25 protein-coding genes are annotated in these 25,447 nt (G+C 71.3%); 10 read left to right on the forward strand and 15 right to left on the reverse strand.

Annotated elements, in window-relative coordinates; translation table 11 throughout:
* Positions 1 to 16: 16 nt before the first annotated feature.
* The 4 genes from ABZ796_RS12680 to mraZ all read right to left on the reverse strand — a co-directional run bounded on the left by ABZ796_RS12680 (position 17) and on the right by mraZ (position 4,094).
* A complete protein-coding gene (locus ABZ796_RS12680) occupies positions 17 to 1,840 on the reverse strand; it encodes a penicillin-binding protein 2 (protein ID WP_357337260.1) in 1,824 nt (607 codons plus the stop codon).
* A gap of 9 nt (positions 1,841 to 1,849) precedes the next feature.
* Positions 1,850 to 2,437 (reverse strand): hypothetical protein, encoded by a 588-nt coding sequence (locus ABZ796_RS12685; protein WP_357337261.1) that lies wholly within the window; start codon positions 2,435 to 2,437, stop codon positions 1,850 to 1,852.
* A complete protein-coding gene (rsmH, locus tag ABZ796_RS12690; RefSeq protein ID WP_357337262.1) occupies positions 2,434 to 3,429 on the reverse strand; it encodes a 16S rRNA (cytosine(1402)-N(4))-methyltransferase RsmH in 996 nt (331 codons plus the stop codon). Before rsmH ends, ABZ796_RS12685 begins: the two co-directional genes overlap by 4 nt.
* A gap of 251 nt (positions 3,430 to 3,680) precedes the next feature.
* Complete coding sequence (mraZ, locus tag ABZ796_RS12695; RefSeq protein WP_231380332.1) at positions 3,681 to 4,094, reverse strand: division/cell wall cluster transcriptional repressor MraZ; 414 nt, start codon at positions 4,092 to 4,094, stop codon at positions 3,681 to 3,683.
* A gap of 299 nt (positions 4,095 to 4,393) precedes the next feature.
* Between mraZ and ABZ796_RS12700 the strand changes: the two genes are divergently transcribed.
* Genes ABZ796_RS12700 through ABZ796_RS12710 form a run of 3 tightly spaced genes read left to right on the forward strand, consistent with a single transcriptional unit; the run spans position 4,394 to position 8,974 of the window.
* Positions 4,394 to 5,347: a MoxR family ATPase gene (locus ABZ796_RS12700; protein WP_357337302.1), complete on the forward strand. Its 954-nt coding sequence runs from the start codon at positions 4,394 to 4,396 to the stop codon at positions 5,345 to 5,347.
* A 28-nt stretch (positions 5,348 to 5,375) separates the two neighbouring features.
* Positions 5,376 to 6,686 (forward strand): DUF58 domain-containing protein, encoded by a 1,311-nt coding sequence (locus ABZ796_RS12705; RefSeq protein ID WP_357337263.1) that lies wholly within the window; start codon positions 5,376 to 5,378, stop codon positions 6,684 to 6,686.
* Positions 6,686 to 8,974, forward strand: a complete 2,289-nt coding sequence (locus ABZ796_RS12710; protein WP_357337264.1) for a DUF3488 and transglutaminase-like domain-containing protein — start codon at positions 6,686 to 6,688, stop codon at positions 8,972 to 8,974. Before ABZ796_RS12705 ends, ABZ796_RS12710 begins: the two co-directional genes overlap by 1 nt.
* A gap of 27 nt (positions 8,975 to 9,001) precedes the next feature.
* Here ABZ796_RS12710 and ABZ796_RS12715 read toward each other — a convergent pair whose 3' ends face one another.
* The 5 genes from ABZ796_RS12715 to ABZ796_RS12735 all read right to left on the reverse strand — a co-directional run bounded on the left by ABZ796_RS12715 (position 9,002) and on the right by ABZ796_RS12735 (position 12,760).
* A complete protein-coding gene (locus ABZ796_RS12715) occupies positions 9,002 to 9,370 on the reverse strand; it encodes a DUF3040 domain-containing protein (protein WP_357337265.1) in 369 nt (122 codons plus the stop codon).
* A gap of 145 nt (positions 9,371 to 9,515) precedes the next feature.
* The gene (dinB, locus tag ABZ796_RS12720) at positions 9,516 to 10,721 is read right to left on the reverse strand and encodes a DNA polymerase IV (protein ID WP_357337266.1); all 1,206 of its coding nucleotides are present in this window, start codon (positions 10,719 to 10,721) and stop codon (positions 9,516 to 9,518) included.
* A 51-nt stretch (positions 10,722 to 10,772) separates the two neighbouring features.
* Positions 10,773 to 11,501 carry a methyltransferase domain-containing protein gene (locus tag ABZ796_RS12725; RefSeq protein WP_357337267.1) on the reverse strand — a complete coding sequence of 243 codons (729 nt, stop codon included), beginning with the start codon at positions 11,499 to 11,501 and terminating at the stop codon, positions 10,773 to 10,775.
* A 37-nt stretch (positions 11,502 to 11,538) separates the two neighbouring features.
* Entirely contained in the window at positions 11,539 to 11,976 is a 438-nt protein-coding gene (locus ABZ796_RS12730) for an SAV_6107 family HEPN domain-containing protein (protein ID WP_357337268.1), read from the reverse strand.
* A 190-nt stretch (positions 11,977 to 12,166) separates the two neighbouring features.
* Positions 12,167 to 12,760 carry a hypothetical protein gene (locus ABZ796_RS12735; RefSeq protein WP_357337269.1) on the reverse strand — a complete coding sequence of 198 codons (594 nt, stop codon included), beginning with the start codon at positions 12,758 to 12,760 and terminating at the stop codon, positions 12,167 to 12,169.
* A gap of 143 nt (positions 12,761 to 12,903) precedes the next feature.
* On the opposite strand from ABZ796_RS12735, the gene ABZ796_RS12740 reads away from it, so the two are divergent.
* Together ABZ796_RS12740 and ABZ796_RS12745 are read left to right on the forward strand one after the other, a co-directional pair.
* Positions 12,904 to 13,539 carry a DUF4126 domain-containing protein gene (locus tag ABZ796_RS12740; RefSeq protein ID WP_357337271.1) on the forward strand — a complete coding sequence of 212 codons (636 nt, stop codon included), beginning with the start codon at positions 12,904 to 12,906 and terminating at the stop codon, positions 13,537 to 13,539.
* Positions 13,536 to 14,861: an NAD(P)/FAD-dependent oxidoreductase gene (locus ABZ796_RS12745; RefSeq protein WP_357337273.1), complete on the forward strand. Its 1,326-nt coding sequence runs from the start codon at positions 13,536 to 13,538 to the stop codon at positions 14,859 to 14,861. Before ABZ796_RS12740 ends, ABZ796_RS12745 begins: the two co-directional genes overlap by 4 nt.
* 7 nt (positions 14,862 to 14,868) lie before the next feature.
* Here ABZ796_RS12745 and metF read toward each other — a convergent pair whose 3' ends face one another.
* Positions 14,869 to 15,759 (reverse strand): methylenetetrahydrofolate reductase [NAD(P)H], encoded by an 891-nt coding sequence (gene metF, locus ABZ796_RS12750; RefSeq protein WP_357337275.1) that lies wholly within the window; start codon positions 15,757 to 15,759, stop codon positions 14,869 to 14,871.
* 34 nt (positions 15,760 to 15,793) lie between these two features.
* Between metF and ABZ796_RS12755 the strand changes: the two genes are divergently transcribed.
* Positions 15,794 to 16,879 (forward strand): polyprenyl synthetase family protein, encoded by a 1,086-nt coding sequence (locus tag ABZ796_RS12755; RefSeq protein WP_357337276.1) that lies wholly within the window; start codon positions 15,794 to 15,796, stop codon positions 16,877 to 16,879.
* Between the two features lie 10 nt (positions 16,880 to 16,889).
* Here the strand turns inward: ABZ796_RS12755 and ABZ796_RS12760 are convergent, their stop codons facing one another.
* Together ABZ796_RS12760 and sigK are read right to left on the reverse strand one after the other, a co-directional pair.
* Positions 16,890 to 17,567 carry an anti-sigma factor gene (locus ABZ796_RS12760; protein ID WP_357337278.1) on the reverse strand — a complete coding sequence of 226 codons (678 nt, stop codon included), beginning with the start codon at positions 17,565 to 17,567 and terminating at the stop codon, positions 16,890 to 16,892.
* On the reverse strand, positions 17,557 to 18,159 hold the full coding sequence (gene sigK / locus ABZ796_RS12765) for an ECF RNA polymerase sigma factor SigK (protein ID WP_357337280.1): 603 nt from the start codon (positions 18,157 to 18,159) through the stop codon (positions 17,557 to 17,559). Before sigK ends, ABZ796_RS12760 begins: the two co-directional genes overlap by 11 nt.
* A gap of 101 nt (positions 18,160 to 18,260) precedes the next feature.
* Here sigK and ABZ796_RS12770 point away from each other — a divergent pair, with 101 nt between their 5' ends.
* Positions 18,261 to 19,835 (forward strand): molybdopterin-dependent oxidoreductase, encoded by a 1,575-nt coding sequence (locus ABZ796_RS12770; RefSeq protein WP_357337282.1) that lies wholly within the window; start codon positions 18,261 to 18,263, stop codon positions 19,833 to 19,835.
* Here ABZ796_RS12770 and ABZ796_RS12775 read toward each other — a convergent pair whose 3' ends face one another.
* From ABZ796_RS12775 to ABZ796_RS12785, 3 genes are read right to left on the reverse strand one after another with little or no spacing between them, the layout of a single operon-like run.
* Positions 19,836 to 20,258 carry a barstar family protein gene (locus ABZ796_RS12775; protein ID WP_357337283.1) on the reverse strand — a complete coding sequence of 141 codons (423 nt, stop codon included), beginning with the start codon at positions 20,256 to 20,258 and terminating at the stop codon, positions 19,836 to 19,838.
* Complete coding sequence (locus ABZ796_RS12780) at positions 20,255 to 20,683, reverse strand: ribonuclease domain-containing protein (protein ID WP_357337284.1); 429 nt, start codon at positions 20,681 to 20,683, stop codon at positions 20,255 to 20,257. The genes ABZ796_RS12775 and ABZ796_RS12780 overlap by 4 nt, the downstream gene beginning before the upstream one ends.
* Positions 20,684 to 20,715: 32 nt before the next feature.
* The gene (locus ABZ796_RS12785) at positions 20,716 to 21,087 is read right to left on the reverse strand and encodes an Rv2175c family DNA-binding protein (RefSeq protein WP_357337285.1); all 372 of its coding nucleotides are present in this window, start codon (positions 21,085 to 21,087) and stop codon (positions 20,716 to 20,718) included.
* 113 nt (positions 21,088 to 21,200) lie between these two features.
* On the opposite strand from ABZ796_RS12785, the gene pknB reads away from it, so the two are divergent.
* The 3 genes from pknB (at position 21,201) to ABZ796_RS12800 (ending at position 25,439) form a co-directional block, all read left to right on the forward strand.
* Positions 21,201 to 23,336, forward strand: coding sequence for a Stk1 family PASTA domain-containing Ser/Thr kinase (pknB, locus tag ABZ796_RS12790; RefSeq protein WP_357337286.1), 2,136 nt, complete (start codon positions 21,201 to 21,203; stop codon positions 23,334 to 23,336).
* 2 nt (positions 23,337 to 23,338) lie between these two features.
* On the forward strand, positions 23,339 to 24,238 hold the full coding sequence (locus tag ABZ796_RS12795; RefSeq protein WP_357337287.1) for a deoxyribonuclease IV: 900 nt from the start codon (positions 23,339 to 23,341) through the stop codon (positions 24,236 to 24,238).
* Positions 24,239 to 24,422: 184 nt separating this feature from the next.
* A complete protein-coding gene (locus ABZ796_RS12800) occupies positions 24,423 to 25,439 on the forward strand; it encodes a hypothetical protein (protein WP_357337288.1) in 1,017 nt (338 codons plus the stop codon).
* The last annotated feature ends 8 nt before the right edge of the window (positions 25,440 to 25,447 follow it).

The raw sequence follows: 25,447 nt of genomic DNA on the forward strand, positions 1-25,447 counted from the left end.
CGGTTACCCCCGGGGCTCACCAACCAGTGGGCATCTTCGAAGGCTCGGTGCCGGTCGGCGGGACGCCGTAGCGGCGCAGGGCGAAGGACATGATCTGAGAGAAGACCGGGCCGGTGACGGTGCCACCGCCACCGCCGTTGCCCGGGTTGTGGATGGCCACGTAGACCGTGAACCGCGGGTCGTCGGTGGGGGCGAAACCGCCGAAGGAGACGGTGGTGGTGCCGTCGTAGCACTTGCACTCGGAGTTGACCCGCTGTGCGGTTCCGGTCTTGCCGGAGACGCGGTAGCCGGGGACGGCGGCCTGCTTGGCGGTGCCGTTGACCGGGTCGTTGATGACCCGCTCCATCATCTCCCCGGTCTGGGAGGCGGCCTCCTCGGAGACCACGCGAGTGCGCTGCGCGGTGTCGGTGCCGACCTCGGCGCCGGAGTTGTTGGTGGCGCTACCGGCGATCAGGCTGGGGTCGATGCGTACGCCGCCGTTGGCGATCGTGTTGAGGGCGGCGGTCATCTGCACGGCGTTGACCGAGATCGACTGGCCGAAGTCGATGCGGTCCTCGTCGGCCGGGTTCCAGGTCTCCGGCGAGGCGAGCAGACCGGCCGACTCGGTGTCGAGACCGAGGCCGGTACGCCGGCCCTGGCCGAAGGCGGTCAGGTAGTCGCGCAACTGACCGTCGGAGTACTTGTCCGCGGCCATCACGGTGCCGATGTTGGAGGACTTCGCGATCACCCCGGCCAGGGTGAGCTTCTCCATGCCGTGCTCGTACCAGTCGTGGATGTCGGCGTCGCCCGAGCGGTAGGAGCCCGGCACCTTGAGCCGGGTCGAGGGCGAGACGAGCCCCTGGTCGAGCAGGCCGGCGACCGTGAGCACCTTCTGCACCGAGCCCGGCTCGTAGACGTTGGACAGCGCGTTGCTCCCGCGCAGCGACTTCGGCGAGGCCGCCGGGTCGCGGGCATCGAAGGTCGGGTAGTCGGCCAGGCTCAGGATCTCACCGGTCTGGGTGTCCATGACCACCGCCATCCCCGACTCCGCACGCGACTTCTGCACGGCGTCCATCAGGGTCTGCTGCACGTAGTACTGCAGGTCGCGGTCGATGGTGAGGGTCAGGTCGTTGCCGTCGACGGGGTCGACGCGGTTGTTGGTGCCCAGCGGCATCCGGGTGCCGCTGACCGGGCTGGTCGCGTCGTACTCGGCGTGGCCGTCCTTGCCGGCCAGGTGCTTGTCGAAGGCGGCCTCGAGGCCGGCGAGGGGGCCGTCGTTGCCGAGGAAGCCGACCAGGTTGGCCGCCACGTCGCCGTTGGGATAGTTGCGCAACGGGTCACGGCTGGTCCACAGCCCCTGGTAGCCCTCCTTCTTCGCCTTCTCCACCGCGGCGGTCGCCTGGGTCGCGGGCACCTGACGCTTGATGTACTGGAACCGGCTTCCGTCCTTGCGGAGCTTGGCCAGCGCCGAGGCGTAGTCGACCCCGAGCTCCTTGGCCAGGAACGCGGCGATCGCCGGGGCGTCCTTCTTCGTCTGCTTCGGGTCGGCCAGCACCATCAGCCCGTCGGAGGAGTCGGCCAGCGCCTCGCCGTCGCGGTCGAGGATCTCGCCGCGCTCGGCCGGCAGCACGACATCGACGACGTTCTCGGCGGCCGCCATCGCGGCGTACGAGTGCGGGTCGATGCCCTGCAGCTGCACCAGCCGGCCACCGAAGACCGAGAGCACCATCGCCACCAGGATGAAGCCGACGCGGAGCCGGATGTGCACCGGCCCGCGTCGCTGCGTCGCCTTCGGCGTGGACCGCGGGCTAGGACGCCGCGCCGGCCGGCGGACCTGCCGCTTGACCTGTCGCTGGGCCATCGCGATCCCCTACCGAGCCTCGCCCGAAGACGTACGCTGCTCCTCGGCGGCCTGCTTCTCCGCCTTCTCCTGGGCGCGCTTCTTCTCGGCGAGCTCGGCCTTCTTCTTCGCGGCGGCGGCCTCGGCCGCCTTCTGCTCGGCGACCAGCACGCTGTAGGGCTTGGCGACCTTCGGGTGCAGCGGCGGTGTCGCGGAGCGGTCGGCCGGGGCCGCCTCGCCCTCGATCTTCGCCTCGGGGACCCGCAGCATGGCCGCGTTCTGCGGGACGACCATGCCGAGATCCTTCGCCTTGGCGGCGATCTTGTGCGGGTCCTCCATCTTCTTCAGCTCACCGTCGAGCGCCTGCTCCCGGGCGGCCAGCGTGGTCGCCTGCTCCTGGAGCCGCTGCTCCTGGAAGGCCGACTGCTGCATGGAGGTGTTGAAGACGAGCAGACCCACGACGCCACCGACGAGCAGCATGGAGACGAGCACGACGAACGGCAGCCGCGGCGCCATCGGGGCAGGCAGCGGCGCCGGGACGGCGGTGAGCCGGGTCTGGGTCTCGGTGGCCCGGTCCGGGCTACGCCCGGGCGCCTGTGGCGCGGCGGCGATGCTCATCTGGTTGCTCCAGTGGTCTTGGGACGGTTGGTTCGGGGCTTGGTGCGCTCCACCGCGCGCAGTCGCACCGAGGCAGCGCGCGGGTTCTCCTCGATCTCTTCTGCATTGGCCTGCTCGGCACCACGGGTCAGCAGGCGGAACGACGGCTCGGCCTCGGGCGGCACCACCGGCATGTCGGGAGGTACGTCCAGCTTGGTCGCCTCGGCGAAGGCCCGCTTGGTGAGCCGGTCCTCGAGCGAGTGGTAGGACTCGACCACCACCCGGCCACCGAGGCCGACGGCCTCCAGCGAGTCCGGCAGCGCCTGGCGCAGCGCCCCGAGCTCGTCGTTGACCTCCATCCGCAGCGCCTGGAAGGTGCGCTTGGCCGGATGTCCGCCGGTGCGACGGGCAGGTGCGGGGATCTCGGCGTAGAGGAGCTCCACCAGCGGCCCGCTCGTCGTGAACGGCACCTTCTCGCGACGGTTGACGATGGCGTAGGCGATCTTCTTGGCGAACTTCTCCTCGCCGTAGTCCCGCAGGATCCGGGTCAGGTCCGCCGCGGAGTAGTTGTTGAGGACGTCCGCCGCGGTCTGACCCTGGGTGGCGTCCATCCGCATGTCGAGCGGTGCGTCCTCCGCGTAGGCGAAGCCGCGCTCACGCTGGTCGAGCTGCATCGAGGAGACACCGAGGTCGAAGAGCACCGCCTGGACCTCGTCCAGGCCCTGCCCGGCGACGACGTCGAGGATCTCGTCGTAGACCGCGTGGACACCCGTCCACCGGTCGCCGAAGCGGGCCAGCCGCTCGCCGGCGATGCCGAGCGCGTAGGTGTCGCGGTCGATGCCGATCACGCGCGATCCGGGGACCCGCTCGAGGACGGCCTCGGTGTGACCGCCGTGACCGGTCGTGCAGTCGACGAGCACGCCACCATCGGCGAGCGCCGGCGCGAGCAGGTCGACGATGCGGTCGAGCATCACCGGCACGTGCTTCTGGTTCGTCACCGCCTCGACCCCCATCGCACGGCTTCGTCTGGTGTGTGTTCTCCCCCGCCTCTGGCAGAGCCACGGGCTGACAACGCCACGGATCCGCAGAGCCAGGTCTCATGCCCGCTCCGTCACCGCCGAGTGCCGTCCGGAGCCGGGGAAGGTGCCCCGGATGGCTGGAGGGTTGGAGCGGGACTGAGACCTCGTCCTGCGGATCCGCTGTTGACTTGTGGTGCTTCTGATCAGTTCATCGCTGCTTGTCGCTTTGTCGATCTGTCCCTTTATCAGTCCGTCGACTCGTCGAGGTCTGCGAACTTGGCCTGTGCACCCGCGGAGTACTCCGCCCACTTGGCCGGGTCCCAGATCTCGATCCGGTCCATCACACCGATCACGACCACGTCCTTGACGATCCCGGCGTAGTCGCGCAGGAGCGGCGGGATGCCGATCCGGCCCTGCTTGTCGGGTGTCGTCTGCTCGGCCCCCGCAAAGAGGACACGGGCGTAGTCGCGTGCGTCCCGAGAGGTGAGCGGCGTCTGCTGGGCCCGCTGAGCCTCCTGCATGAAGACGTCCTCGGGCCACACCACGAGGCAGTTCTCCTGACCTTGCGTCACGACAACCCCCTCCGCCAGTCGATCTCGGAACTTTGCGGGGAGGAAGATCCGGCCCTTCTCGTCGAGCTTCGGCGTGTACGTGCCCATGAAGAACATGTGCTCGCCCCCGCGGTCAGCTCAACGTGGATCGTTCCTCCACTTTGCCCCACCGTACCCCACAATCCCCCACATTCAAACCACCTTCCTCCCCCACGAGGCGATTTCCCACCACAACCCGCTCCCCCTGGTCGCGGGCTGCGGAGGCCGGCGGCGACCCGCCCACAGATCACAGTCGGGTCAATGCCGCAGACGCCCGTAGGCGCTACCCCGTACGGTGTTCCCATAAGCAGGGTGAGTCGGAAGGACGCGACGTGACGACGCCGTTGGAGGCCCCAGGACCGGGACCGGTGCATGGGGCAGAGATCGAGACATTGGTGCGGGTCGCGGGCCGCATTCGCGACAGCATCGAGAAGGTGATCGAAGGAAAGACCGACGTCGTCGACTCCACGCTCACCGTGCTGCTCGCCGAGGGACACCTCCTGATCGAGGACGTGCCCGGGGTCGGCAAGACCCAGCTCGCCAAGGCGCTGGCGCGCTCGATCGACTGCTCGGTGCGCCGCATCCAGTTCACGCCCGACCTGCTCCCGAGCGATGTCACCGGGGTGTCGATCTTCAACCAGAACACCCGGGAGTTCGAGTTCCGCCCGGGTGGCATCTTCGCCAACATCGTGGTCGGCGACGAGATCAACCGCGCCTCCCCCAAGACCCAGTCGGCGCTGCTGGAGTGCATGGAGGAGCACCAGGTCACCGTCGACAACGTGACCTACCAGCTGGAGTCGCCGTTCATGGTGATCGCGACCCAGAACCCGATCGAGATGGAGGGGACGTACGCCCTCCCCGAGGCGCAGCGCGACCGGTTCATGGCGCGGGTCTCGGTCGGCTATCCGCCGGTCGGCTCCGAGATCGCGATGCTGGCCAACCACAGCGCGGCCAACCCGCTCGACGACCTGGACCCCGTCACCGACGCCGTGGAGATCCGCAAGCTCGTCGGCGTCGTCAACCAGGTCTACGTCTCGGATGCGGTCCGCCGCTACACCGTGGCCCTGACCGCGGCGACCCGCACCAACAACGAGCTCGCCCTCGGCGCCTCGCCGCGGGCGAGCCTCCACCTGCTGCGGGCCGCCAAGGCTCATGCCGCCCTGCACGGACGCGAGTTCGTCCTCCCCGACGACGTACGCAGGCTGACCGGTCCGGTCCTTGCCCACCGTCTCCTCTCCAGCGCCTCCGCGGCGATGCACGGCCGGTCGGTCTCCGACATCCTCGAGTCGGTCGTGTCCGCCGTGCCGGTGCCACAAACCTGACCTCGGGCCGACTGCTAGGAGGGGCGCGATGCGCGAGGCACTGTCCGGACTGACCGTCCGGGGCCGGGCTTTCCTGGCCGCCGGGATCACCGCCATCGTCTGCGGGATCCTGCTGGACCAGTCGACGCTGTCCCGGATCGGGATGCTGCTGGTCGCGCTGCCGCTGGTCACCGCGGTGGTCGCCGCGTGGGGCCGCTACCGGCTCGCGCTCGTGCGCCACATCGAGCCGCACCTGACCGAGGCCGGCCAACCCGCCAAGGTCGAGCTCACCATCGCCAACGAGGGCCGGATCCCCACCGGGACCCTGCTGCTGGAGGAGACGGTGCCCTACGCGCTGGGTGGGCGCCCGCGCTTCGTGGTCGACCGGATCGGCTTCGGGTGGCGCCACAAGCTCGGCTACCAGATCCGCTCCGAGATCCGGGGCCGCTTCGACATCGGCCCGATGCGCGTGACGGTGGCCGATCCGTTCGGCCTGGTCGAGCTCAACCGCGCCTTCCAGTCCACGGTCCCGTTCACGGTCACGCCGCGAGTGCTGCCGTTGCCCGCGACGCCCTTGACCGGCAACGCCACCTCGTCGGGTGACTCTCGGCCGCGGGCGTTCCTCGGTGGCAGCGCGGAGGACGTCACGGTGCGTGAGTACCGCCGCGGTGACGAGCTGCGCCGGGTGCACTGGCGCAGCTCGGCCCGCCTCGGCGAGCTGATGGTGCGCCGCGAGGAGCAGCCCTGGCAGGCCCGGGCCACCGTCTTCCTCGACAATCGGCGCTCGGTCCACCGCGGCCAGGGCGCGGGCTCCTCCTTCGAGCACGCCGTCGTGGTCGCCGCCTCGGTAGCGGTGCACCTGGTCGAGGCCGGCTACTCCGTGCGGCTGGTGACCTCCGGGGGCGCCGCGGGCGGGATCGCCGCGGGCTCCGCGCCGGCAGGTGGCGGTGCGCTCAACGCCGGCTGGCACGACCGCGAGGGCCAGGCCGATGCGGCCGCCCTGCTGGAGGCGCTCGCCGTGGTCGAGACCGTCCAGCACCACCGCATCGACGCCTCCTGGCTCGGCGAGGCCGGACAGGGCGGCGTCACCGTGGCGGTGCTCGGCTCTCTCGACGAGGAGGACGCCGGCGTCCTTCGCCGGGTGCGTCATCACACCGGGGCCGCACTCGCCTTCTCCCTCGCCGTCGACGGCTGGAGCGCGGTGCAGCTGGCGCCCGAGCAACGGCGGCCCAGCGGCGTACCTCTGCTCATCCAGCACGGCTGGAAGGCGGTCGAGCTCCGGGTCGGTGACTCGGTGGCCACGCGCTGGCGCGAGCTCGGCACCCGGGGCGCGGCAGCGGGAGCGGGGGCAGCGCGATGATGACCTCCCGAGACGCCCGCGGCGTCGTGCCCGCCGTGGCCGTACCGCTGGCCAGCTTCACGACCGTCCTGTTCGCGCTCTCCTCCTGGGGCTCGTTCACGGACGCCCGGTTCCCCTACCTCGGCCCGATCCTGGTCGCCGGCCTGCTCGTGGTCGGCACCGGCGTCTCCGCGCGGCTGCTGCGCGTGCACGGCTCGGTCGTGGTCCTGCTGCAGGCGCTTCTCGGCACGATCGCGACCAGCCTCCTGGTCGTGCAGCACCCCTTCCCCGTCACCGGCGGCGGCCGGGCACGGGTCGTGGCCGAGATGACCGAGGCGTACGTCGCGTTCAACCCGTTCGACCTGCCGATGTCCGGGCAGGACGTGGCGCCCTACCTCATCCCCGGCGGTGTCGCGGCGGTGCTGCTGGCCGACGTCCTGGCCATCTCGCTGCGTCGGCCGCCGATGATGGGGCTCGTGGCGCTGGGCATCTTCACGGTGCCGTTCAGCATCATCGGCGCCGGCGGCTGGGGCGGGGTCTCCTGGGTCGTCTTCGCGCTCACCGCGACCTCGTTCCTGGTGATGCTGCGCCTCGACCGTGCCCAGCAGCTCGGCCGCTGGGGCCGGCGCCTCGACGACGACCTGCCGGTGGTGCCCGCCGCCGGGCCGGCGGTCATCGGCGTCTCCGCGGTCGTGATCGCCCTGCTCACCCCGGCGTGGCTGCCCAGCCCGAACGTCTCCCTTCCCGGCCTGGGCCCGGGCGACGGCGACGGCCCCCTGCGCGTGATCAACCCGACCGTCGGGCTCTACGACGACCTTCGCCGCCAGAGCGACCAGGTGATGGTGTCGGTGACGCCCGTCTACGGCGACACCGAGACGCCGCCGTCCTATCTGCGTGTCGGAGCCCTGACCAAGTTCACCGGCACGGAGTGGACCTCCGGCAACCGCGACGTGCCCTCCGACCACAGCGGCGTGGCCACCTTCGAGCCGCCGATGTCCGACGCGAGCCTGCTGGGCGATCCCACGACCTACCAGCTCAGGGCGAGCGCGAAGTTCCAGTCGACCTGGCTCCCGATCTTCACCCACCCGCTCGAGGTCACGGCCAGGGGGCCGTGGCGCTACGACGAGGACACCCTCGACTTCATGTCCACCGAGGGCAGGGACCAGACCGTCGCCGGACAGAGCTGGCGGATGACGGCCGCTCCCGTCGAGCCGTCCCAGGAGCGCCTCCTCGCCGCCGGCGAGCCCGGCGTCGGTGCGCCACCGGGCATGACCGACCTGCCGCTGCTCCCCGACCGGATCGAGGAGATCGCCCTCGAGCGGACCGCCGGCCAGGACCGGCCGTTCGCCAAGGCGGTCGCTCTGCAGAACTGGTTCCGCCACAGCGGCGAGTTCACCTACAGCCTGGAGCGCGACGTCGGCACCGACAGCGCGGCGCTGCTGGACTTCCTGACCGACAACAAGGTCGGCTACTGCCAGCAGTACGCCACGGCCATGGCCGTGCTCGCCCGCGAGCTCGGCATCCCGGCCCGGGTCGCCTTCGGCTTCCTCAGTGGCGACCAGGACGAGGACGGCGTGTGGCAGTTCCGCGGTCGCGACCTGCACGCCTGGCCCGAGCTGTGGTTCGAGGACATCGGCTGGATCCGCTTCGAGCCGACCCCGGCGGCCGCCGACACCAGCGAGCCCGGCTACACCACCGGCGCGCTGAGCAACGCCCGCAACGAGCCCCAGGCTCCGGTGCCGAGCGCCGGCACGAGCGTCGCGCCGGCGCCCAACCGGCCGCAGCGCGAGGAGCCCGACACCCCCGAGGTCGCCGACACCGGCACCGAGGAGTCCAACGCCGGCGCCGTCTGGACCGGTCTCGGGATCATCGGCCTGGTCGGCCTGGTCGCGCTGGCGGCCCCGGCCGTGATCCGGCGCCGGCGGCGGGCGACGCGGCTCGGAGGCGACGCCGAGGCCGGCTGGCGCGAGCTGGGTGACACCGCGATCGACCTCGGTCTGCCCTGGTCCGGGACCCGCTCGCCGCGGGAGGAGGCCACCAGCCTGGCCCCGCATCTGCAGGGACGCGAGCCGATGCTCGCACTGCAGCGGATCGTCGCCGCTGTCGAGCGCAACCGCTACGCGGAGCATCGCGGGGCCGCGGCGGTCAGGGAGGACGTACGCCTGGTCTCGGCCGCGCTCAGGGAGCATGCCGACAGGCGTGCCCGGCGCCGGGCACGCCTGTGGCCGGCGTCGGTCTTCCGCCGCCCCTCGGCACCAGCCACCGACGGGCCGGTTGCCCGGTCCGAGCGGGAGCTGATCTCGTCCTAGAGGCGGGACCTCTCAGAGGTCGTTGTCTCAGAGGTCGTTGTCGCGGCGGCGCTGCTTCCAGCGCTCGCTGGCCCGGTCGAAGAACGAGCTGCGGGGAGTGTGTTCCCCGTCCTCCTCCTCGACCGCGGCAGCACCACGAAGAGCGGTGAGCAGCACGGAGGTCGAAGCCAGCATCACCAGGAAGCCGACCACCCCGACGATCCACATCCGTGAGATCACACCGGTCATCAGCAACGCGACTCCACCGGCGAGCACGATGCCCGCGATGACCGCGTGTCGACGTTGGGCACGGCGTAGGGCCGTGCCTCGGAGGGCGGAGGCGAACTTCGGGTCCTCCGCCGAGAGCGCGCGCTCCATCTGCTCGAGCAGGCGAAGCTCCTCTTCCGAGAGTGGCACCGTACCTCCCATGTCCTGTTGGGGCATCTCCAAGTCTAGGCTGGCCACCCTGAAGGCGGTAGTAAGCCCAGAAAATTCTTGCCCCTTGACGTTCTGCCACATGGCACAACCTGGTCCGATTGTGTCAAGCGAACAGGCAGTTGCGTCAACCCCGGCCCTGATCGAGCAGGCTCGCGCGGCGGACGAGGGTGGATCCGAAGCGTTCGGCGACCTGGTCGATGGCCCGGTCGGCCTCGGACCAGCCCCGCTCCCGCTCGCCGAGCAGCAACTGTCGGTCGGTGCCCTCCCGGGCGACCAGGTGCTCGACCCGGACCCCGACCAGGCGCAGTGCCCGGCCCCGGAGATCGAGCTCGTCGTAGAGGCGGACCGCGGCGGCGTGGACCTCCTGGGTGACGTCGGTGGGATCGGGCAGCGTGCGGGAGCGCGAGATGGTCTTGAAGTCGGTGAACCGAACCGTCAGCGCGATCGTGCGGCCGACCGTGCCGGCTCGCCGCATCCGCCGGGTGACGCGGGCCGAGAGGCGCAGCAGCTCACGGACGATGTCCTCGCGGTCGCCGAGGTCGTGGCCGAAGGTCTCCTGGGCGCCCGTGGAGCGGTCGGGCAGGTCGGGACCCAGCCGCCCGGTCAGCTCGCGCCGGTCGGTGCCGGTCGCGAGCCGGTGCAGGTGGCCGCCGAGGCGGTGCCCGAGGATCTGGTGGAGGGTCGGCACCGGGGTGCGGGCGATGTCGCCCACCGTCTCGAAGCCGAGCCGCCGCAGCCGCGTCCGGGTGCTCGGGCCGACTCCGTAGAGCTCACCGACGTCGAGCGGATGCAGGAATTCCGGGATCTCCTCCGGCCGGACGACCACGACGCCGTCGGGCTTCGCCTTGCGGCTGCCGACCTTGGCCACGCTCGGGGTCGCCGCGACACCGACCGAGCAGGTGATGCTCAGCTCCTCGGCGATCTGACCCCGGATCCGGTGGGCGATCTGTTCGGGGCTGCCGAAGAGCCTGGTCGCTCCCTGTACGTCGAGGAACGCCTCGTCGACACTGACCACCTCCACCAGCGGGGTGGCGCGGCGGAAGATCTCGCGAACCTGATGGGAGACCTCGGCGACCTCACCGAAGTCGAGGCGGACCGAGACGAGCTGAGGACACAGCCTCCTCGCCATCGAGCCGGGCATCGCGGCACGGACCCCGTAGGCGCGCGCCGGGTAGTTGGCGCAGGTCACCACGCCACGTGCATGTCCCCCGACCACCACCGGCTGGTCCCAGAGCTCGGGCTGATGTCTGATCGCCACAGACACGAAGAAGGCGTCCATGTCGACATGGAGGATCGGGGTGGCCTCCGGAGCGCTAGCGGAGGAGGTCACCCCGATCCTCCAAGGACGCGGACAAGCGCTGACTCGGCGAAGCGAAGCGAGCTAACCGCGAAGCGAAGCGAGCACGTGCAGCTGGGTCGCGAACGGCAAGTAGTCGGCGCGAGTCGATGCCCGCTGCTCGAGATCGACCAGAGCGGAGGTCGCCGCAGGATCGACATCGAGCAGCGACCCCGGAACGTGATCCACGAAGACGCGTACGCCCCGAACGTCCCCGACCTCGAAGCCGGTCGCCTCGAGCAGCCCGGTGACCTCGTCGAGAGCGAAGCGGCGACCGGAGCGCCCCTGCGGAGCGGTGTCGTCGAGGAGCTCGGCGGCCTGCGCGAAGTGGCCGGCCAGGGCACGGGAGAGGACGGCGGCGGTGCGCTGGGCGACCAGCAAACTGAGCGTGCCGCCGGGACGGAGCACCTCGCGGATCCCCGCCAGTGCCGCCGCAGGGTCGGGAACGACCTCGAGGACACCGTGGCACAGCGCCACGTCGGCGCCGCCGGGATCGGCCACGTCGGAGAGTGCGGCCAGGTCACCCTGGCGTGCGTCGACGGAGACACCGGCCTCGCGGGCGCGACGGTCGAGCGCGGCCAGCGCGTCGGGGCTGGGGTCGACGACGGTGACCCGGTGGCCGAGCCCGGCGACGCGTACGGCAGAGGTGCCGGTGCCGCCGCCGATGTCGAGGACGTCGAGCGGGCCTCCGGCCAGGACCGGGTCGAGCGCGTCCCAGACGGCGACGGTCCGGGCGCCTGCCCGACGACTGGTGGAAGCGGAGCCAGCTGACATGGGGCCAAGCGTAGGCCCTGTGTCCACGGCATCTGAATCAGCCCACGAGGCGGTCGTGACGGAGTGGAGTGGCCGCAGAGGTGTGGGCCATCAGCCCGAGCGACTCCTCGACGACGGCGAGGAACCGGTCGGCGTCACGCACCTGCTCGTCGGCCTCCTCGGCGGTGACCGCCCGGATCGAGCCGGCCTCCGCGGCGGCGCGCTTGGCGGCCCCGGCGGCGAAGTAGTCGGCCCACTCGGAGAGCTCGGGCGCGACCTTCTTGAGGCGGACCCAGGCGTTCCACGGACGACGGCGACCGGCGCTCGCGGCCTCGACGGGATCGGTGCGGGCGGCGATCAGCGCGGCGGCGGCTTGGAGTGCGGCGACGTGAGCGATGGCGTACCTGCTCGGCACGTCGTCGGCCACGATCGCCTCCGCGAGGGTCTCGGTGGCGCGGAAGAGGTAGTTGTGCGTCGTCGCCGGCAACAGATGCATCGGGTCGTCCTAACTCGCTCACGGTCGACCCCGCAGTGGACGGCTCCGGCGGGCGTCGGGGGTCGAGGACGACGCCCGCCAGAGCCTGGGTGTTCGAACATTTGTTCGAACACGAGATCAAACTACACCCCGCCACCGACAGTCACAAGACGTTTCGGTGGCGGGGCGTGTCGATCGGTGCTGCGGTCGCTCAGTCGTCGGCGACGGCGCCGCGGATGCGGTGCGGCGGGTGGATGTAGCGGGTGTTGGCCGGCAGCCACATGACCACCAGCAGCCCCGCGGCGATGACGATCGCGATCGCGGTCAGCACGCTGATGATCACCGGCGGGCCGGTCAGGATGCCACCGACGCTGGCCACCGCGGAGATGAAGACCAGGAAGGTGATCACGATGCGGGCCCACTCGAAGCCGTTGCGAAGGAAGACCGTGAGCACGCCGAGCATGATGGCCATCACGCCGAACAGGGTGATCGCAGGGGCGATGAACGCCGGCGCGCTGACCCGGTTGTCGTTGGGCGGGTTGATGAGGGCCTCGAGCCCCTCGGTCTCCAAGATGCGCTTGGCCGAGGCGTTGCCCTCCGCCCACGCGCGCACCAGGTCGTCGGAACGCAGCACCATCACCACGACCACGACGGCGCTGAACGCGATCAGACCGACGATCAGCCGAACCGCCCACGTCATCTCCCGCGGCACGGGCTCAGCAGCGAGGGCTGCCACCTCGACGGTGGCTTCCGGGTCCTCGCTCACGACCACACCTTCGTTCTCGTCGGGTGTCGTCATGGTCATCCGGTCTCCTTGCGACGTGGGGGGAACTCTGCGTTGATCAGCCCATTCTGCCGTACGGGGCACAACGGAGGTAAATACGGGATCGCGTGCGCTCGGTCTCGGGCCGGGTCCTGGCCGTCGGTGCCGTACGCCAAGATGTCTCCATGGAATCTCTAGCGCTGACCTTCTCCAGCGGGTGGGCCAGTGGCATCAACGCCTACCTGGTCGTGCTGGTGCTCGGCGTCGTGCAGCGTACGACAGGGGCCGAGGAGATCCCTGACGTGCTCGGCACCTGGCCGGTGCTGGCGGCCGCGGGGTTGATGTTCGCGATCGAGTTCGTCGCCGACAAGGTGCCCTACATCGACTCGACGTGGGACTCGATCTCCACGGTGATCCGGCCCACGATCGGCGCCATCATCGGTGTCCTGATCGCCGGTGAGGCCGACTCGCTCAACGCTGCCGTCGCCGGCGTCGTGGGCGGCACCTCCGCGCTGATGTCCCACCTGGTCAAGGCCAGCGAGCGGCTGGCGGTCAACTCCTCCCCCGAGCCGGTCTCCAACTCGGTGGTCAGCCTGGCCGAGGACGGGCTCGTCCTCGGCGTGGTCTGGTTCGCGACCGAGCACCCGCTGGCCGCCGCCGGTGTCGCCGCGGTCCTGCTCGTCGCCGGCCTGGTGCTGGTGTATCTCATCGTCCGCACCGTTCGCGGAGGCTGGCGCAGGCTGACCCGGCGAGGGAGACGAGGCGCCCCACCGCCGGAAGGACCGTCCGACGGCACCACCAAGCCCTACCCCGTCTCGTGACGAACGTTGTCGTCCTCGGGGGCGGGTACGCCGGGATGGCCAGCGCCGCCCGGCTGGCCAAGCTCGGTCACTCGGTGACCCTTCTCGAGGCCTCCGGTCAGCTCGGCGGCGCGCTGGTGCCGGTGCGCGAGGAGGGGTTCACCTGGGACGCGTCGGCGACCTCGACCCTGCTGCCTGCGGTGATGCGTGACCTGTTCCGCAAGTCCGGTCGGCCCGCGGAGCGTGAGCTCGAGCTGGTGCCGATGGACGTCCTCCGCGAGCACCGGTTCTCCGACAAGACCTCGGTCTCGGTGCCCGGCAGCACCCGTGGCGCCCAGCTGGCCGCCTTCGACGCGCTCGGCCCGGGCTTGGGCCGGCAGTGGACCGACTACGTCGCCCGGTTCAGCGAGGACTGGGAGGTGCTGCGCCAGCACTACTTCGAGGTCCCGTGGGAGCCCTCGGCGCTCCCCTCGGCGGTGGCGGAGCGGTTCCGGTCGCGCGAGACCCTCCACAAGCGGCTGCGCAAGACGTTCAAGGACGAGCGGCTCCGGCTGGTCGCGGCGCACCCGTTCGTCGCGGCGGGGCAGGAGCTGCGTGACGTACCTGCCTGGGCGGGGCTGACCGCCTATCTCGAGCAGCGGTTCGGCGCCTGGCGGGTCGAGGGCGGGATGGGAGTGGTGGCCGAGGTGCTCGCCGCCCGGATGGCCACGCGCCGGGTCTCGGTGGAGACCGCGACCCACGTGGAGGACATCGTCGTGCGCGACGGGAGGGCGGTCGCGGTCAGCACCACGTCCGGGGAGATCGACCTCGGCGCCGACGGAGCGGTCGTGGTCGCCTTCGACCCGCGCTCGCTGCCGGCCCTGCGGCCGCTGGTGGACCGCACGTTGCCGGCGATCCCGCCGATGACGTTCCACCTCGGGCTCTCCGCGCTGCCCGAGCATCTCCTCGGCCTCCCCGACGAGCTGGTGCTCCACGGCGACCCCACCCTGGTCGTCCGCACCCGCGGGCTCGCCCCCGAGGGGCAGCACGCGTGGACGATCCACTCCTACGGCAAGCTGATGGAGGATGTCCTGCTGGCACTGGCACGCCACAAGATCGACCTGCGCGAGCACGTCGTGCACCGTGTCGACCTGGGCGCCGCCGAGCTCGTACGCCGCTGGCGCGGGTCGCCGCTGGGCGTGAAGTGGGCCGGGCGCGGCACAGTGTTCCAGCGCCTCGGGCCGCGCACCCCGCTCCCGAACGTCTACGCCGCCGGCGCCCACGCCACACCGGGATCGGGGCTGCCGTTCGCCGGGCTGTCCTCCGCGCTGGTCGCGCAGTCGATCGGACCTGCGGAGAAGTGAGCGCGACCTAGACGGTGACGTTGAGCTCGGCGAAGATCTCCAGCGTCGCCCTGGAGCGGTTCAGCGTGTAGAAGTGCAGCCCGGGGGCGCCGCCGTCGAGGAGCTCCTGGCACAGCTCGGCGGCCACCGCGATGCCCTCGGCTCGGATGTCGGCGGGCTCGGGGCCGGCAGCGCTGAGCCGCTCCACGATCTCCTCGGGGACCTCGGCGCCGATCAGCTCGCTCTGCCGGCGGATGGCGGCGAGGTTCAGGATCGGCATGATCCCGGGCAGGATCGGGATGTCGACGCCGCGGGCGCGGACCCGGTCGACGAGACCGAAGTAGTCGGCCGCACGGAAGAACATCTGGGTGACCGCGAACTCCGCACCGGCCCGTGCCTTGGCGGCCAGCACGTCGGCGTCGGCCTCGAGCGACTCCGCACTCGGGTGGCCCTCCGGGAAGGCAGCGACGCCGATGCGGAAGTCGCCGCGCTCACGGGCCAGCTGCACCACGTCGATGGCGTAGTCGAGACCGCCCGGGGTCGGGGTCCACTCGGCGCGCGGGCCCTCGGCGGGGTCGCCACGCAGCGCCATCACGTGGGCGACTCCCTTCGCGGCGTAGGCGTCCAGGATCGCGGCGACCTCGTCGCGGGTGTGGCCGACGCAGGTCAGGTGAGCGACCGGCAGCAGCTCGGTCTCCGCGGCGATCCGGCCGGTGATGGCGACGGTCTTGTCACGGGTGGAGCCGCCGGCACCGTAGGTGACGCTCACGAAGGTCGGACGGTAGGGCTCGAGCGCGCGCACGGCGTTCCACAGCTGCTCCTCACCGGCCTCGTCCTTCGGCGGGAAGAACTCGAAGGAGAACGAGCGTTCGCCTTGGTTGATCAGCTCCGCGAGAGAGCGTCCACGTCCAGTCACCATCGGGCCATGGTAGTGAGTGCCCTAGGCTCGGAGAGTGAATGAAACGTGGGGCGCCGATGAATTCCGCAGTCGGGTCCAGGGAGCGCTGGACACCTTTCTCGAGACGCAGTCCCAGCGGCTGGCTCCGCTCGGTGACGAGGTCGAACCGCTGCTGCGCCGGGCCCGCGAGTCGATGTCCGGAGGCAAGCGGCTGCGAGCCGCGTTCTGCTTCTGGGGCTTCCACGCGGTCCGCCCCTCCCCCTCGCCGGCCGAGGAGGAGTCACTCGTACGGGCAGCTGCGGCGCTCGAGCTGCTCCAGGCCTCGGCGCTCGTCCACGACGACGTCATCGACGACTCCGACACCCGGCGCGGTGCGCCGGCCGCGCACCGTGCGTTCGAGGCCGACCACGCCGCCGCCGGCTGGCCGGGCCGGTCCCGTGCCTATGGCGATGCCGCGGCGGTGCTCCTCGGAGACCTGCTGCTGACCTGGTCGGACGAGCTGCTGCGTACCTCTGGGTTCGGGGGTGCCGAGACCGCCGCCGCCCTGTCGGTGTTCGACCACACCCGCAGCGAGGTGATCGCCGGGCAGTTCCTCGACATCACCGTCCAAGCGCGCGGCGCGGCGGACGTCGAGGCGGCGATGAAGGTGGTGCGCTACAAGGCGGCCAAGTACTCCGTCGAGCGTCCCCTCCACGTCGGCGCCGCCCTCGCCGGGGCCTCCCGGGAGCAGATCGAGGCGCTGTCGGCCTACGGCCTCCCCGTCGGCGAGGCCTTCCAGCTGCGCGACGACCTCCTCGGTGTCTTCGGCGACCCCTCGGTCACCGGCAAGCCCGCCGGCGACGACCTCGTCGAGGGCAAGCGCACCGTCCTCGTCGCCCTCGCCCTGGCCGCCTCGCCGCCCGCCGACGCCGATCTCCTGGACCGCTCCCTCGGCCGCCCGCTCACCGAGGACCAGGTCGCCGAGCTGCGTACGATCATCGCCTCCTCCGGAGCCGAGCAGCAGGTCGAGAAGACCATCACCGAGCTCGCCGACCAGGGCCTCACCGCCCTCGACGAGGCCAAGTCCGCAGGCGTGCTCGACGCGAACGCCGCCGAGATCCTCCGCGCCCTCGCCACCGCAGCCACCCAGCGCACCGTCTGACCCCGAGGCGTCAGAGACGCTCGGCGGGCATCTGGAAGAGGACCTTCTCGGACGGTACGTCGGAACCGCCCATGGGCTCCATGGTGACCATCAGGTCGCCGTCCTCGACGGGCACCGCGACGGCCATCTCCTCGTCGAGAACGCCGGCGGACTCCATGCCGGTGTCGGTGTGCCACCAGACCTGGTAGGTCATGCCGGCGGGGCGTTCGAGGTGGGCGGTGTCGACGGCGACCATGCGCATCTCGTGGGACATCGCGACCATGAGCTCGCCGCCGGAGGTGTCCTCCTTGTGCATCCGCGCGTCCGGGGCCGACATCACCTCGGCGGCGGTCGTCGCGGGCGGGTCGTCGTCGCGTACGACCACACCGACCGTCACGCCGACACCCATGACCAGGGCGGCCGCCGCGGCGACCACGCCGGCGAGCCAGCGCCGACGGCGCCGGCCCGCCGAGACCACGGGCGGGAGCTGTGGAGTCTCCGAGGCCGTACGCACCACCCGCCCGCGCAGCGATGCCGGCGGTGTCGCGGCGACCTCTTCGGCGAGGGACGTGGTCGCCGCCCGTAGGGAGTCGACCTCCTCGCGACACTCGGGGCAGACCCCAAGATGGGCCTGGAACTCCGCCCGCTCCCCCGGCTCGAGCGCGTTGAGGAGGTAGGCCCCCACCAGGCCGTGCACTTCAGGCGCCATCGTGACCCTCCAGACAGTCCCGCAACCGGATCAGCCCGTCGCGCATCCGCGTCTTCACCGTCGGCAGCGGCCGACCGAGCAGCTCGGCGACCTCGGGATAGGTGAAGCCCTGGTAGTAGGCCAGCCGCACGGCCTGGGACTGCAGCGGCGTGAGGGAGTCCAGGCAGCGGCGTACGCCCTCGTGCTCCGCCGCCGTGACGACAGCGTCCTCCGGGCCGGCGACGTCGACCGGCTCACGCCGGGCGACGTGCTCCTCACGTGCCCGCGAGGCCTGCGCGGAGCGAACGGTGTCGACCGCGCGACGGTGGGCGATCGTCAGCACCCAGGTCCGCAGAGAGCCGCGCGACGGGTCGAACCGGGCAGCCTGGCGCCACAGCTCGGCGAACACCTCCTGGGTCACCTCCTCCGCACGCGAGGGGTCGCGCACGACCCGCCGGGCGACGCCGAAGACGAGCGGAGCGAGGTCGTCGTAGAGCCGACCGAAGGCGTCGAGGTCACCACCCGCGACCGCGGCGAGCACCGCCGCCGGGTCCAGGTCGTCCTCGGGGTCCGGGGACGACTCCTCGCCCACGACCCGCAGCGCTCGCCGCATGCGCACCCCTTCCGACACCTGAGTGATCTCATCTCGGGTTCGCAGCCGAAGAGTGGGAGGATTGGTCCCATCCGACCAACGATCGGCCACGAACCCACAGCATGACATCCCGCATCCTCGCCGAGCAGAAGGCTTCGGGCTCCGCTTCGGCGCCACGTCTCCCGTACGGCCCCGTCGCGGGCATCGCCGCCGGCGTGCTCGGCCTCGGCGTCGCCGAGCTCGTGGCCGCCCTCGCGGGCGGAGCCTCTCCCCTGCTCGCCCTCGGCGACCGGGTCATCGACCTCACCCCGCGCTGGCTCAAGGAGGCGGCGGTCGCCACCTTCGGCACCGCCGACAAGCCCATCCTGCTCACCTGCGTCGGGCTGGTCACGCTGGTCCTGCTCGGGGTCGCGGGCGCCCTGGCCGTACGCCGCCCCGTCCTCGGCGCGGGCATGCTGGTGCTCCTCGGGGCCGTCGACATCGCCGCCCTCCGGGCCGACCGTGCCGACAGCGGGACCACGAGCCCGGAGATCGGGATCATCGCGCTGGTGATCGGCCTGGCGGTCGGCATCGTGGCGCTGCTCCTCCTGACCCGCCCGCTGCGCAACGCCCATGACGACCCCACCGAGGCGGTGGCGCCCGACGGCTTCGACCGTCGCCGCTTCCTGGTCGCCGCGGCTGCCGTGACCGCGGTGGGTGCGGCCGGCGGGGTCGGCGCCAAGGTGGTCACCGGACGCCGGCACCCGGCGGCCAGGGTGCCCATCCCCGCAGCGGTCTCCCCCGCCGCGCCCCTTCCGGCGGGCGCGGAGCTCCGGATCGACGGGCTGACGCCCCACCTGACCCCGGTCGACGACTTCTACCGCATCGACATCGCCCTGCTCACCCCACGCGTCGACGTCGCCGACTACCGGCTCAAGATCCACGGTCTGGTCGACGAGCCGGTCGAGCTGACCTATGCCGACCTGCTCGCGATGCCGCTCTACGAGCGCCGCGTCACGATCTGCTGCGTCTCCAACGAGGTCGGCGGCGACCTGATCGGCAACGCGACCTGGACCGGCGTACGCATCCGCGACGTCCTCAAGCGCGCCGGCCTCTCCCCCGACGCCGACGCGGTGAAGTCCACCGGCGCCGACGGCATCACGATCGGCACCCCGCTCGAAGCGCTCACCGACGGTCGCGACGCCCTGCTCGCGATCGCCCAGGACGACGAGCCGCTGACCCAGGACCACGGCTTCCCGGTACGCATGGTCGTCCCCGGCCTCTACGGCTACGTCTCGGCGACCAAGTGGCTCACCGAGCTGGAGGTCACCCGCTTCGCCGACTTCCGCGCCTACTGGACCGACCGCGGCTGGTCCGCAGAGGGCCCGATCAAGACCGAGTCCCGCATCGACCTCCCGGGCGAGGACACGATGCCCGGCGAGGTGACGGTCGCCGGTGTCGCCTGGGCCCAGCACCGCGGCGTGAGCAAGGTCGAGGTACGCATCGACGACGGCCCCTGGCAGCCCGCCACGCTCGCCGCCGAGGACAGCATCGACACCTGGCGGCAGTGGACCTACCGCTGGGACGCGACCGAGGGCGAGCACCGGATCCAGGCGAGGGCGTACGACCGCACCGGCACTCCGCAGACCGGCAACGAGGTGCCACCCGCTCCCGACGGAGCCACGGGCTACCCCACCCGCACCGTCAACGTCGGGTGATCAGTCCAGGTCGTCCAGGTCCGTGTCGGGACCGTCCCCGCGCAGCAGCACGGCGAACGCCGGCCGGTCCTCGGAGATCTCCGCGGCCCGGTCCTGGAGCACCCGGATGATCTTGTCGAACCCCGCAGGATCCGCGTACGCAGCGATCCCCCACGTCTCCCACAGCAGCACCGTGGGCGCGGAGAGGTCGCGCAGCGAGTCCCACAACGCGTCCAGGTTGCGGCCGAAGTGGGCCGGGAACCCCAGCGCGGCGCCGATGGCGCCGAGCACCTCGTCCTTGGTCTCGGCCACCTCGGCGATCTGCGCGAGCGACCAGCCGGCGCCGGTCACCGACTCGGCGAGGTCGGCCGCAGCCAGCTCGGTGTGCCACCGGTAGACGCCGGGATCGACCTTCCCGGCCAGAAGTCCTGCCAGTCCACTCATCTACCCATCACCCCCCGGTCGATCCGTGAGAACGACTCGTAGTGGTCCTCGGTGAAGTAGAACTCCCCACCCTCGCCTGTGACGATACGCCGCGCGCCGCGGTCGTCGGAGCCCGGCGTCGGCACGGTGTACTCCGCGTAGTAGCCCGACGCCTCGTCGGGAAGGATCCCCTCGCGGTTGCCGAAGGTGCTGCCGTCCTTGCCCGGGTAGGGGAACGGACCCCCGGCGTCGATCAGATCGAGCGTCTCCACCCCTTCGGGCGGCAGGTCGGACTCGGCGATCCAGGCGAGCCCGCTCTCGGGGTCGGTGCCGCTCTTGCCACCACCGCCCGATCCGGGGTCACCGGCCGAGCTTCCTGCGCAGCCGGCGACCAGCGCCATCAGGACGGCGAGCAGCAGGCCGACCAGGACAGACTTCGACCTCACGAGGTTCCTCCGAGACGTACGGACCGAGTGACCTAGAGTGCCATGGCCTGGGCCCGGCGCTTGACCTCCGACCCGCGGTTCTCCCGAAGTGCGTCGATCGGGCGGCCGGGAAGATCGTCGTCGAGGAAGAGCCAGGCGATGATCTCGCGGTCGTCGTAGCGCCCGTCGTGGAGCACGTGCAGCAGCCCACCCAGCCCCTTGACCGGCAGGCCGTCCTGGATGAACAGGGCCGGGATGTGCTGGCCCTTCACCCCCGGGGGCACCGCCGCCGCGAGCTCGTGCTCGCGGATCATCGTGCGGACCTTCCCCACGGTCACTCCGAGCAGCGACGCGGCCGTGGCCCAGTCGATCCACTCTTCAACCAGGACACCCAGATCCTGCTCCGCCAGCCGCATCTCGCTCATAACAATCACATTACCGGCCGGGGTAGCCGGTCCGGAAAGTCGTGAGGGGGACCCGCTGGTCCGTACCATTGCCCGGTCCGGAATACTTCTCCAACCGGAGACAGGAGTATCGCGTGGCTAGTGAGGCGGACCCCCGTGACGGCGCCATCGGACGCCACGGCGGAGGCTCGGCTACCGCATCCGACCCCCTTCTGGGCCAGGTCTTGGGGATGCGTTACCGGATCGTCGAGAAGGTCGCGAAGGGCGGCATGGCGACGGTCTACGTCGCCCACGACATGCGGCTGGACCGCATCGTCGCCGTCAAGGTCATGCACCAGGACCTCGACGAGGAGGGCAACTTCGCCGAGCGGTTCGTCCGCGAGGGCAGGTCGGCCGCGAAGCTCTCCCACCCCAACGTGGTCGCCGTCTACGACCAGGACGAGGACGACGGCGTCGCCTTCCTCGCGATGGAGTACATCGAGGGACACACCCTGCGCGACACCATCGCCTCGCAGGCTCCGCTGGGCGCGGCGAAGGCGCTGGCCTACATCGAGCCGATCCTGAGCGCGATGACCGCGGCCCATGCGATCGGGATCGTGCACCGCGACATCAAGCCCGAGAACGTGCTCATCACCACCGGTGCCGCCTCGATCTCGCAGCGGGTCAAGGTCGCCGACTTCGGCCTGGCCCGGGTGATGAACAACAACTCCAACGACGCCACGACCGGCAACCTGGTCGGCACCGTCTCCTACCTCGCGCCCGAGCTGGTCACCGAGTCCAGGTCCGGGCCGCGCACCGATGTCTACGCCGCCGGCGTCGTGCTCTACGAGCTGCTCACCGGCCGCAAGCCCCACAGCGGGCCCTCCCCGGTGGAGGTCGCCTACAAGCACGTCCACGAGGACGTCCCGCCGCCCTCCAAGGCAGCGCCCGGCATCCCCCGGTACGTCGATGCCCTGGTCGCCCGCGCGACCGCCCGTGATCCCGAGCTGCGCCCGGCCGACGCCGGCGTGCTGCTGCGCATGGTCAACCGGGTCATGGCCACCCTGTCCGCGGGCATCTTCGACGACCCCGACCTCACCGCCGACCTGGCGCTCCCCACGGCGGGCGCGCCCGACAGGGCCGGCAACGGCCCCGAGGCTCCGGCACGGAGCCACGACGAGTCCGCCGCCGAGTCGACCGCCGTCCTGCCCGCGCTCGGCCTGGGGCCGTCCGGGCCGTCCGGGTCCTCCGGGCCCTCAGCTCCTCCGCAGGGTCGTCCTCCGGGCCCGCCGGGGCCGCCTCCGGGCGTCGGCCTGCCCGCAGGGGCCCGGCTCTCGCTGAGCGAGCCCGAGGAGAACGTACGCATCGCCCCCACGCCCACGCAGCCGAAGCAGCGCTGGAGCATGCCGGCAACCTGGAAGGGCCCGATCGCGATCGGTGCCGCCGTGGTGGCCGTGGCCCTGGTGGCGACCGGCATGTGGTGGTTCATCGACGGCCGCTACGAGCGCGTGCCCTCGGTGGCCGGTCTGAGCAAGGCCGCGGCGACCACACAGCTGCAGAAGGCCGGCTTCGAGGTCTCGGCGAACACCGAGTTCTCCGACACCATCGAGAAGGGCGTCGTGATCGACTCCGACCCCGGCCGCGACCACAAGGCGCTGCCCGGTTCGACGGTCGAGATCAGCGTGAGCCGGGGCATCGAGGAATACTCCGTGCCCAAGGTCAAGGGCATGCTCGCCGACGACGCCCAGGACGAGATCCAGGACCTCGGGCTCAACCTCGGCGATCCGATCAAGAAGTTCAACGACGACGTCCCCGAGGGACACGTCATCAACTCCCAGCCCCGCGCCGGCACCCTGGTGCGACCCGGCAAGGCCATCGTCCTCGTGATCAGCAAGGGCCCGGCCCCCGTCGCCATCGTCGACTGGACCGGCCGTAGCGCCGACCGCGCCAAGAAGTCCCTCGAAGCCGACGGCCTCGAGGTCGAGATCGAGGAGGAGGAGAGCCAGGAGATCCAGCCGGGCACCGTGCTCAGCCAGAGCCCCAACTCCGGCACCCTTCCCCGTGGCGAGACCGTGACGCTCGTCGTCTCCAAGGGCCCCGACACCGCTCCGGTCCCCAACGTCGTCGGCAACGACAAGGCCACCGCCAGGCAGACCTTGGAGGCCGCCGGCTTCAAGGTCAAGGAGGAGCAGGAGGGTGGCATCAACCTCGGCTTCGGCTACGTGACCCGTCAGGAGCCCGCCGAGGGCGAGGCGCCGTACGGCTCCGAGATCACGATCTGGCTGAACTGACCTTGACTCCCACAGACCGCAACCCGATCGGCACCCACGTCCAGGTCGGCAAGGGCCTCGTCGCGGGCGCCCTCGCCAACACCGACGCGGTCGGCGGTGAGACCCTGCAGGTCTTCGTCGGCAACCCGCGCGGCTGGGCGCTCTCGGCGGGGAAGCCCGCTGAGGACAAGGCGTTCCGGGCCGAGCTCGAACGACGCGGGATGCGCGCCTTCATCCACGCCCCCTACCTGGTCAACCTCGGCTCACCCACCCCGGCCACCTACGAGAGGTCCGCGGCCGTGGTCGCCCACAACCTCCGCCGTGCCGCGGACATCGGCGCCGAAGGCGTCGTCGTCCACACCGGCTCCTTCGTCTCCCCCGACGGGGACGCGAGCGAGAGGTACGCCGCCGCGATGAAGCAGGTGCGCGAGGCCCTGCTGCCGGTGCTCGAGGAGATCTCCGCCGAGAACGCTCCCTGGCTGCTGCTGGAGCCGACCGCAGGTCAGGGACGCTCACTGTGCGCGGGGGTGGAGGACCTGCCGGCCTACCTGGGGGCCGTCGACTTCCACCCCAAGGCCGGGATCTGCCTGGACACCTGCCATGTCTTCGCCGCCGGCGCCCCGCTGGACGAGCCGGGCGGTGCCACCGCTTGTGTCGACCGGATCGTCGAGATCGGCGGCCCCGGACGGCTCCGGCTGATCCACGCCAACGACTCCAAGGACGTACGCGGCAAGCACCTGGACCGTCATGAGCAGATCGGTCGGGGCCACATCGGCACCGCCGCTTTCGAGGAGCTCTTCGCGCATCCGGCGACCGACGGAGTCCCCTTCATCCTGGAGACTCCCGGGTCTCGCGACGCGGACAACCCCGATATCTCGCTGCTCCGCGATCTTCGGGCATCGGCCCGACGTCAAGGCGTGTGACCTAGGCTTGGGCACGCACGGGAGTGATCTTCGACGCCATGGGGGTGGCATGACCAGCTGCGCACAGTGTGGACACCGGCTGTCCGATGAGCCGGCCTGTCCGATGTGTGGCCTCGAGGTCGCCACGGAGCCCGACCAAGCAGCCGAGGCTGACTCCACCGATGTAGAGGAAAGGACGCCACCCGTGTCCAGTGCTGAAGCGAAGCCCGAAGCTATGCACCCTGCTGAAGCGAAGCCCGAAGCCGCGCACCCTGCTGCTAGCGAGGACGTCGACGATCTCGACGAGCCCAACGAGTCCACCGTGATCCGGAAGCCCGTCGAGGCGATCGCCCCGGAGGCCGTCGAGGACGTGCCCGACGCGGAGCAGACCTCATTGAGCCTGCCGCGGATCAGTGCGTACGGCGACGACAGCATCCCGGGCCCGGCGTCCTCGCCGCTCATCACGACCGGGAACGACGAGCCCACCGAGCGCACCTCGAGGCGCCAGGCACCTTCGGTCGAGGAGAACCTCGACACCGACGACGAGCCCGACGGGACCACCGCGGTCCGTCCGGCGTACGCACCGCCGACCGCTCCGCCGCCGAGCGCTCCCCCGCCGGCCGCCGCGGAGCAGGCCGTGATCCCCGACCCCGAGCCGTCACCCGTCCCGGACCCCTCGCCCTTCCCGGATCCGACGCCGGTCCCCGAGCCCGAGCCCGTTCCCGGTCCGGACCCCGTCCCCGACCCGACCCCGGAGCCGGGTCCCCTTCCCGGGCCCGAGCCCGTCCCCGAGCCCGTCCCCGAGCCCGAGCCGGTCTCCGAGGTCACGGCCGAGGCGGCGTACCAGCCCTTCGTCCAGCCCTCGGGGATGCTCGTCGAATCCTCGCGCAACGGGCAGGCCCGTCACTGGGCCCCGCCCCAGGAGCAGGATGCTCCGGCCGGCGAGGTCTACGACACCGAGCCCGCCTATGCGACCGGCTACGCGGCGGATGCCTACGCGACCGAGGAGGCGGGAGACTGGCAGGCCGGCTACGGCTACGCCGGCGAGCAGGAGCCGATCGAGCAGGACTTCGGCGACTACGGCGCCCAGCAGGAGTACGTCTCCTCGCTGATGGCCACCGAGGCGGAGGACAACCCCTCCACCTGGATCGTGCTGCTGTGGGTGGGCGCGATCTTCATGATCGTGATGCTCGTGCTCGGCATCTGGCTGATGACGCTGTAGCGTCGGGC

The organism is Nocardioides sp. NPDC047086, from assembly GCF_040643685.1.
Lineage (GTDB): Bacteria > Actinomycetota > Actinomycetes > Propionibacteriales > Nocardioidaceae > Nocardioides.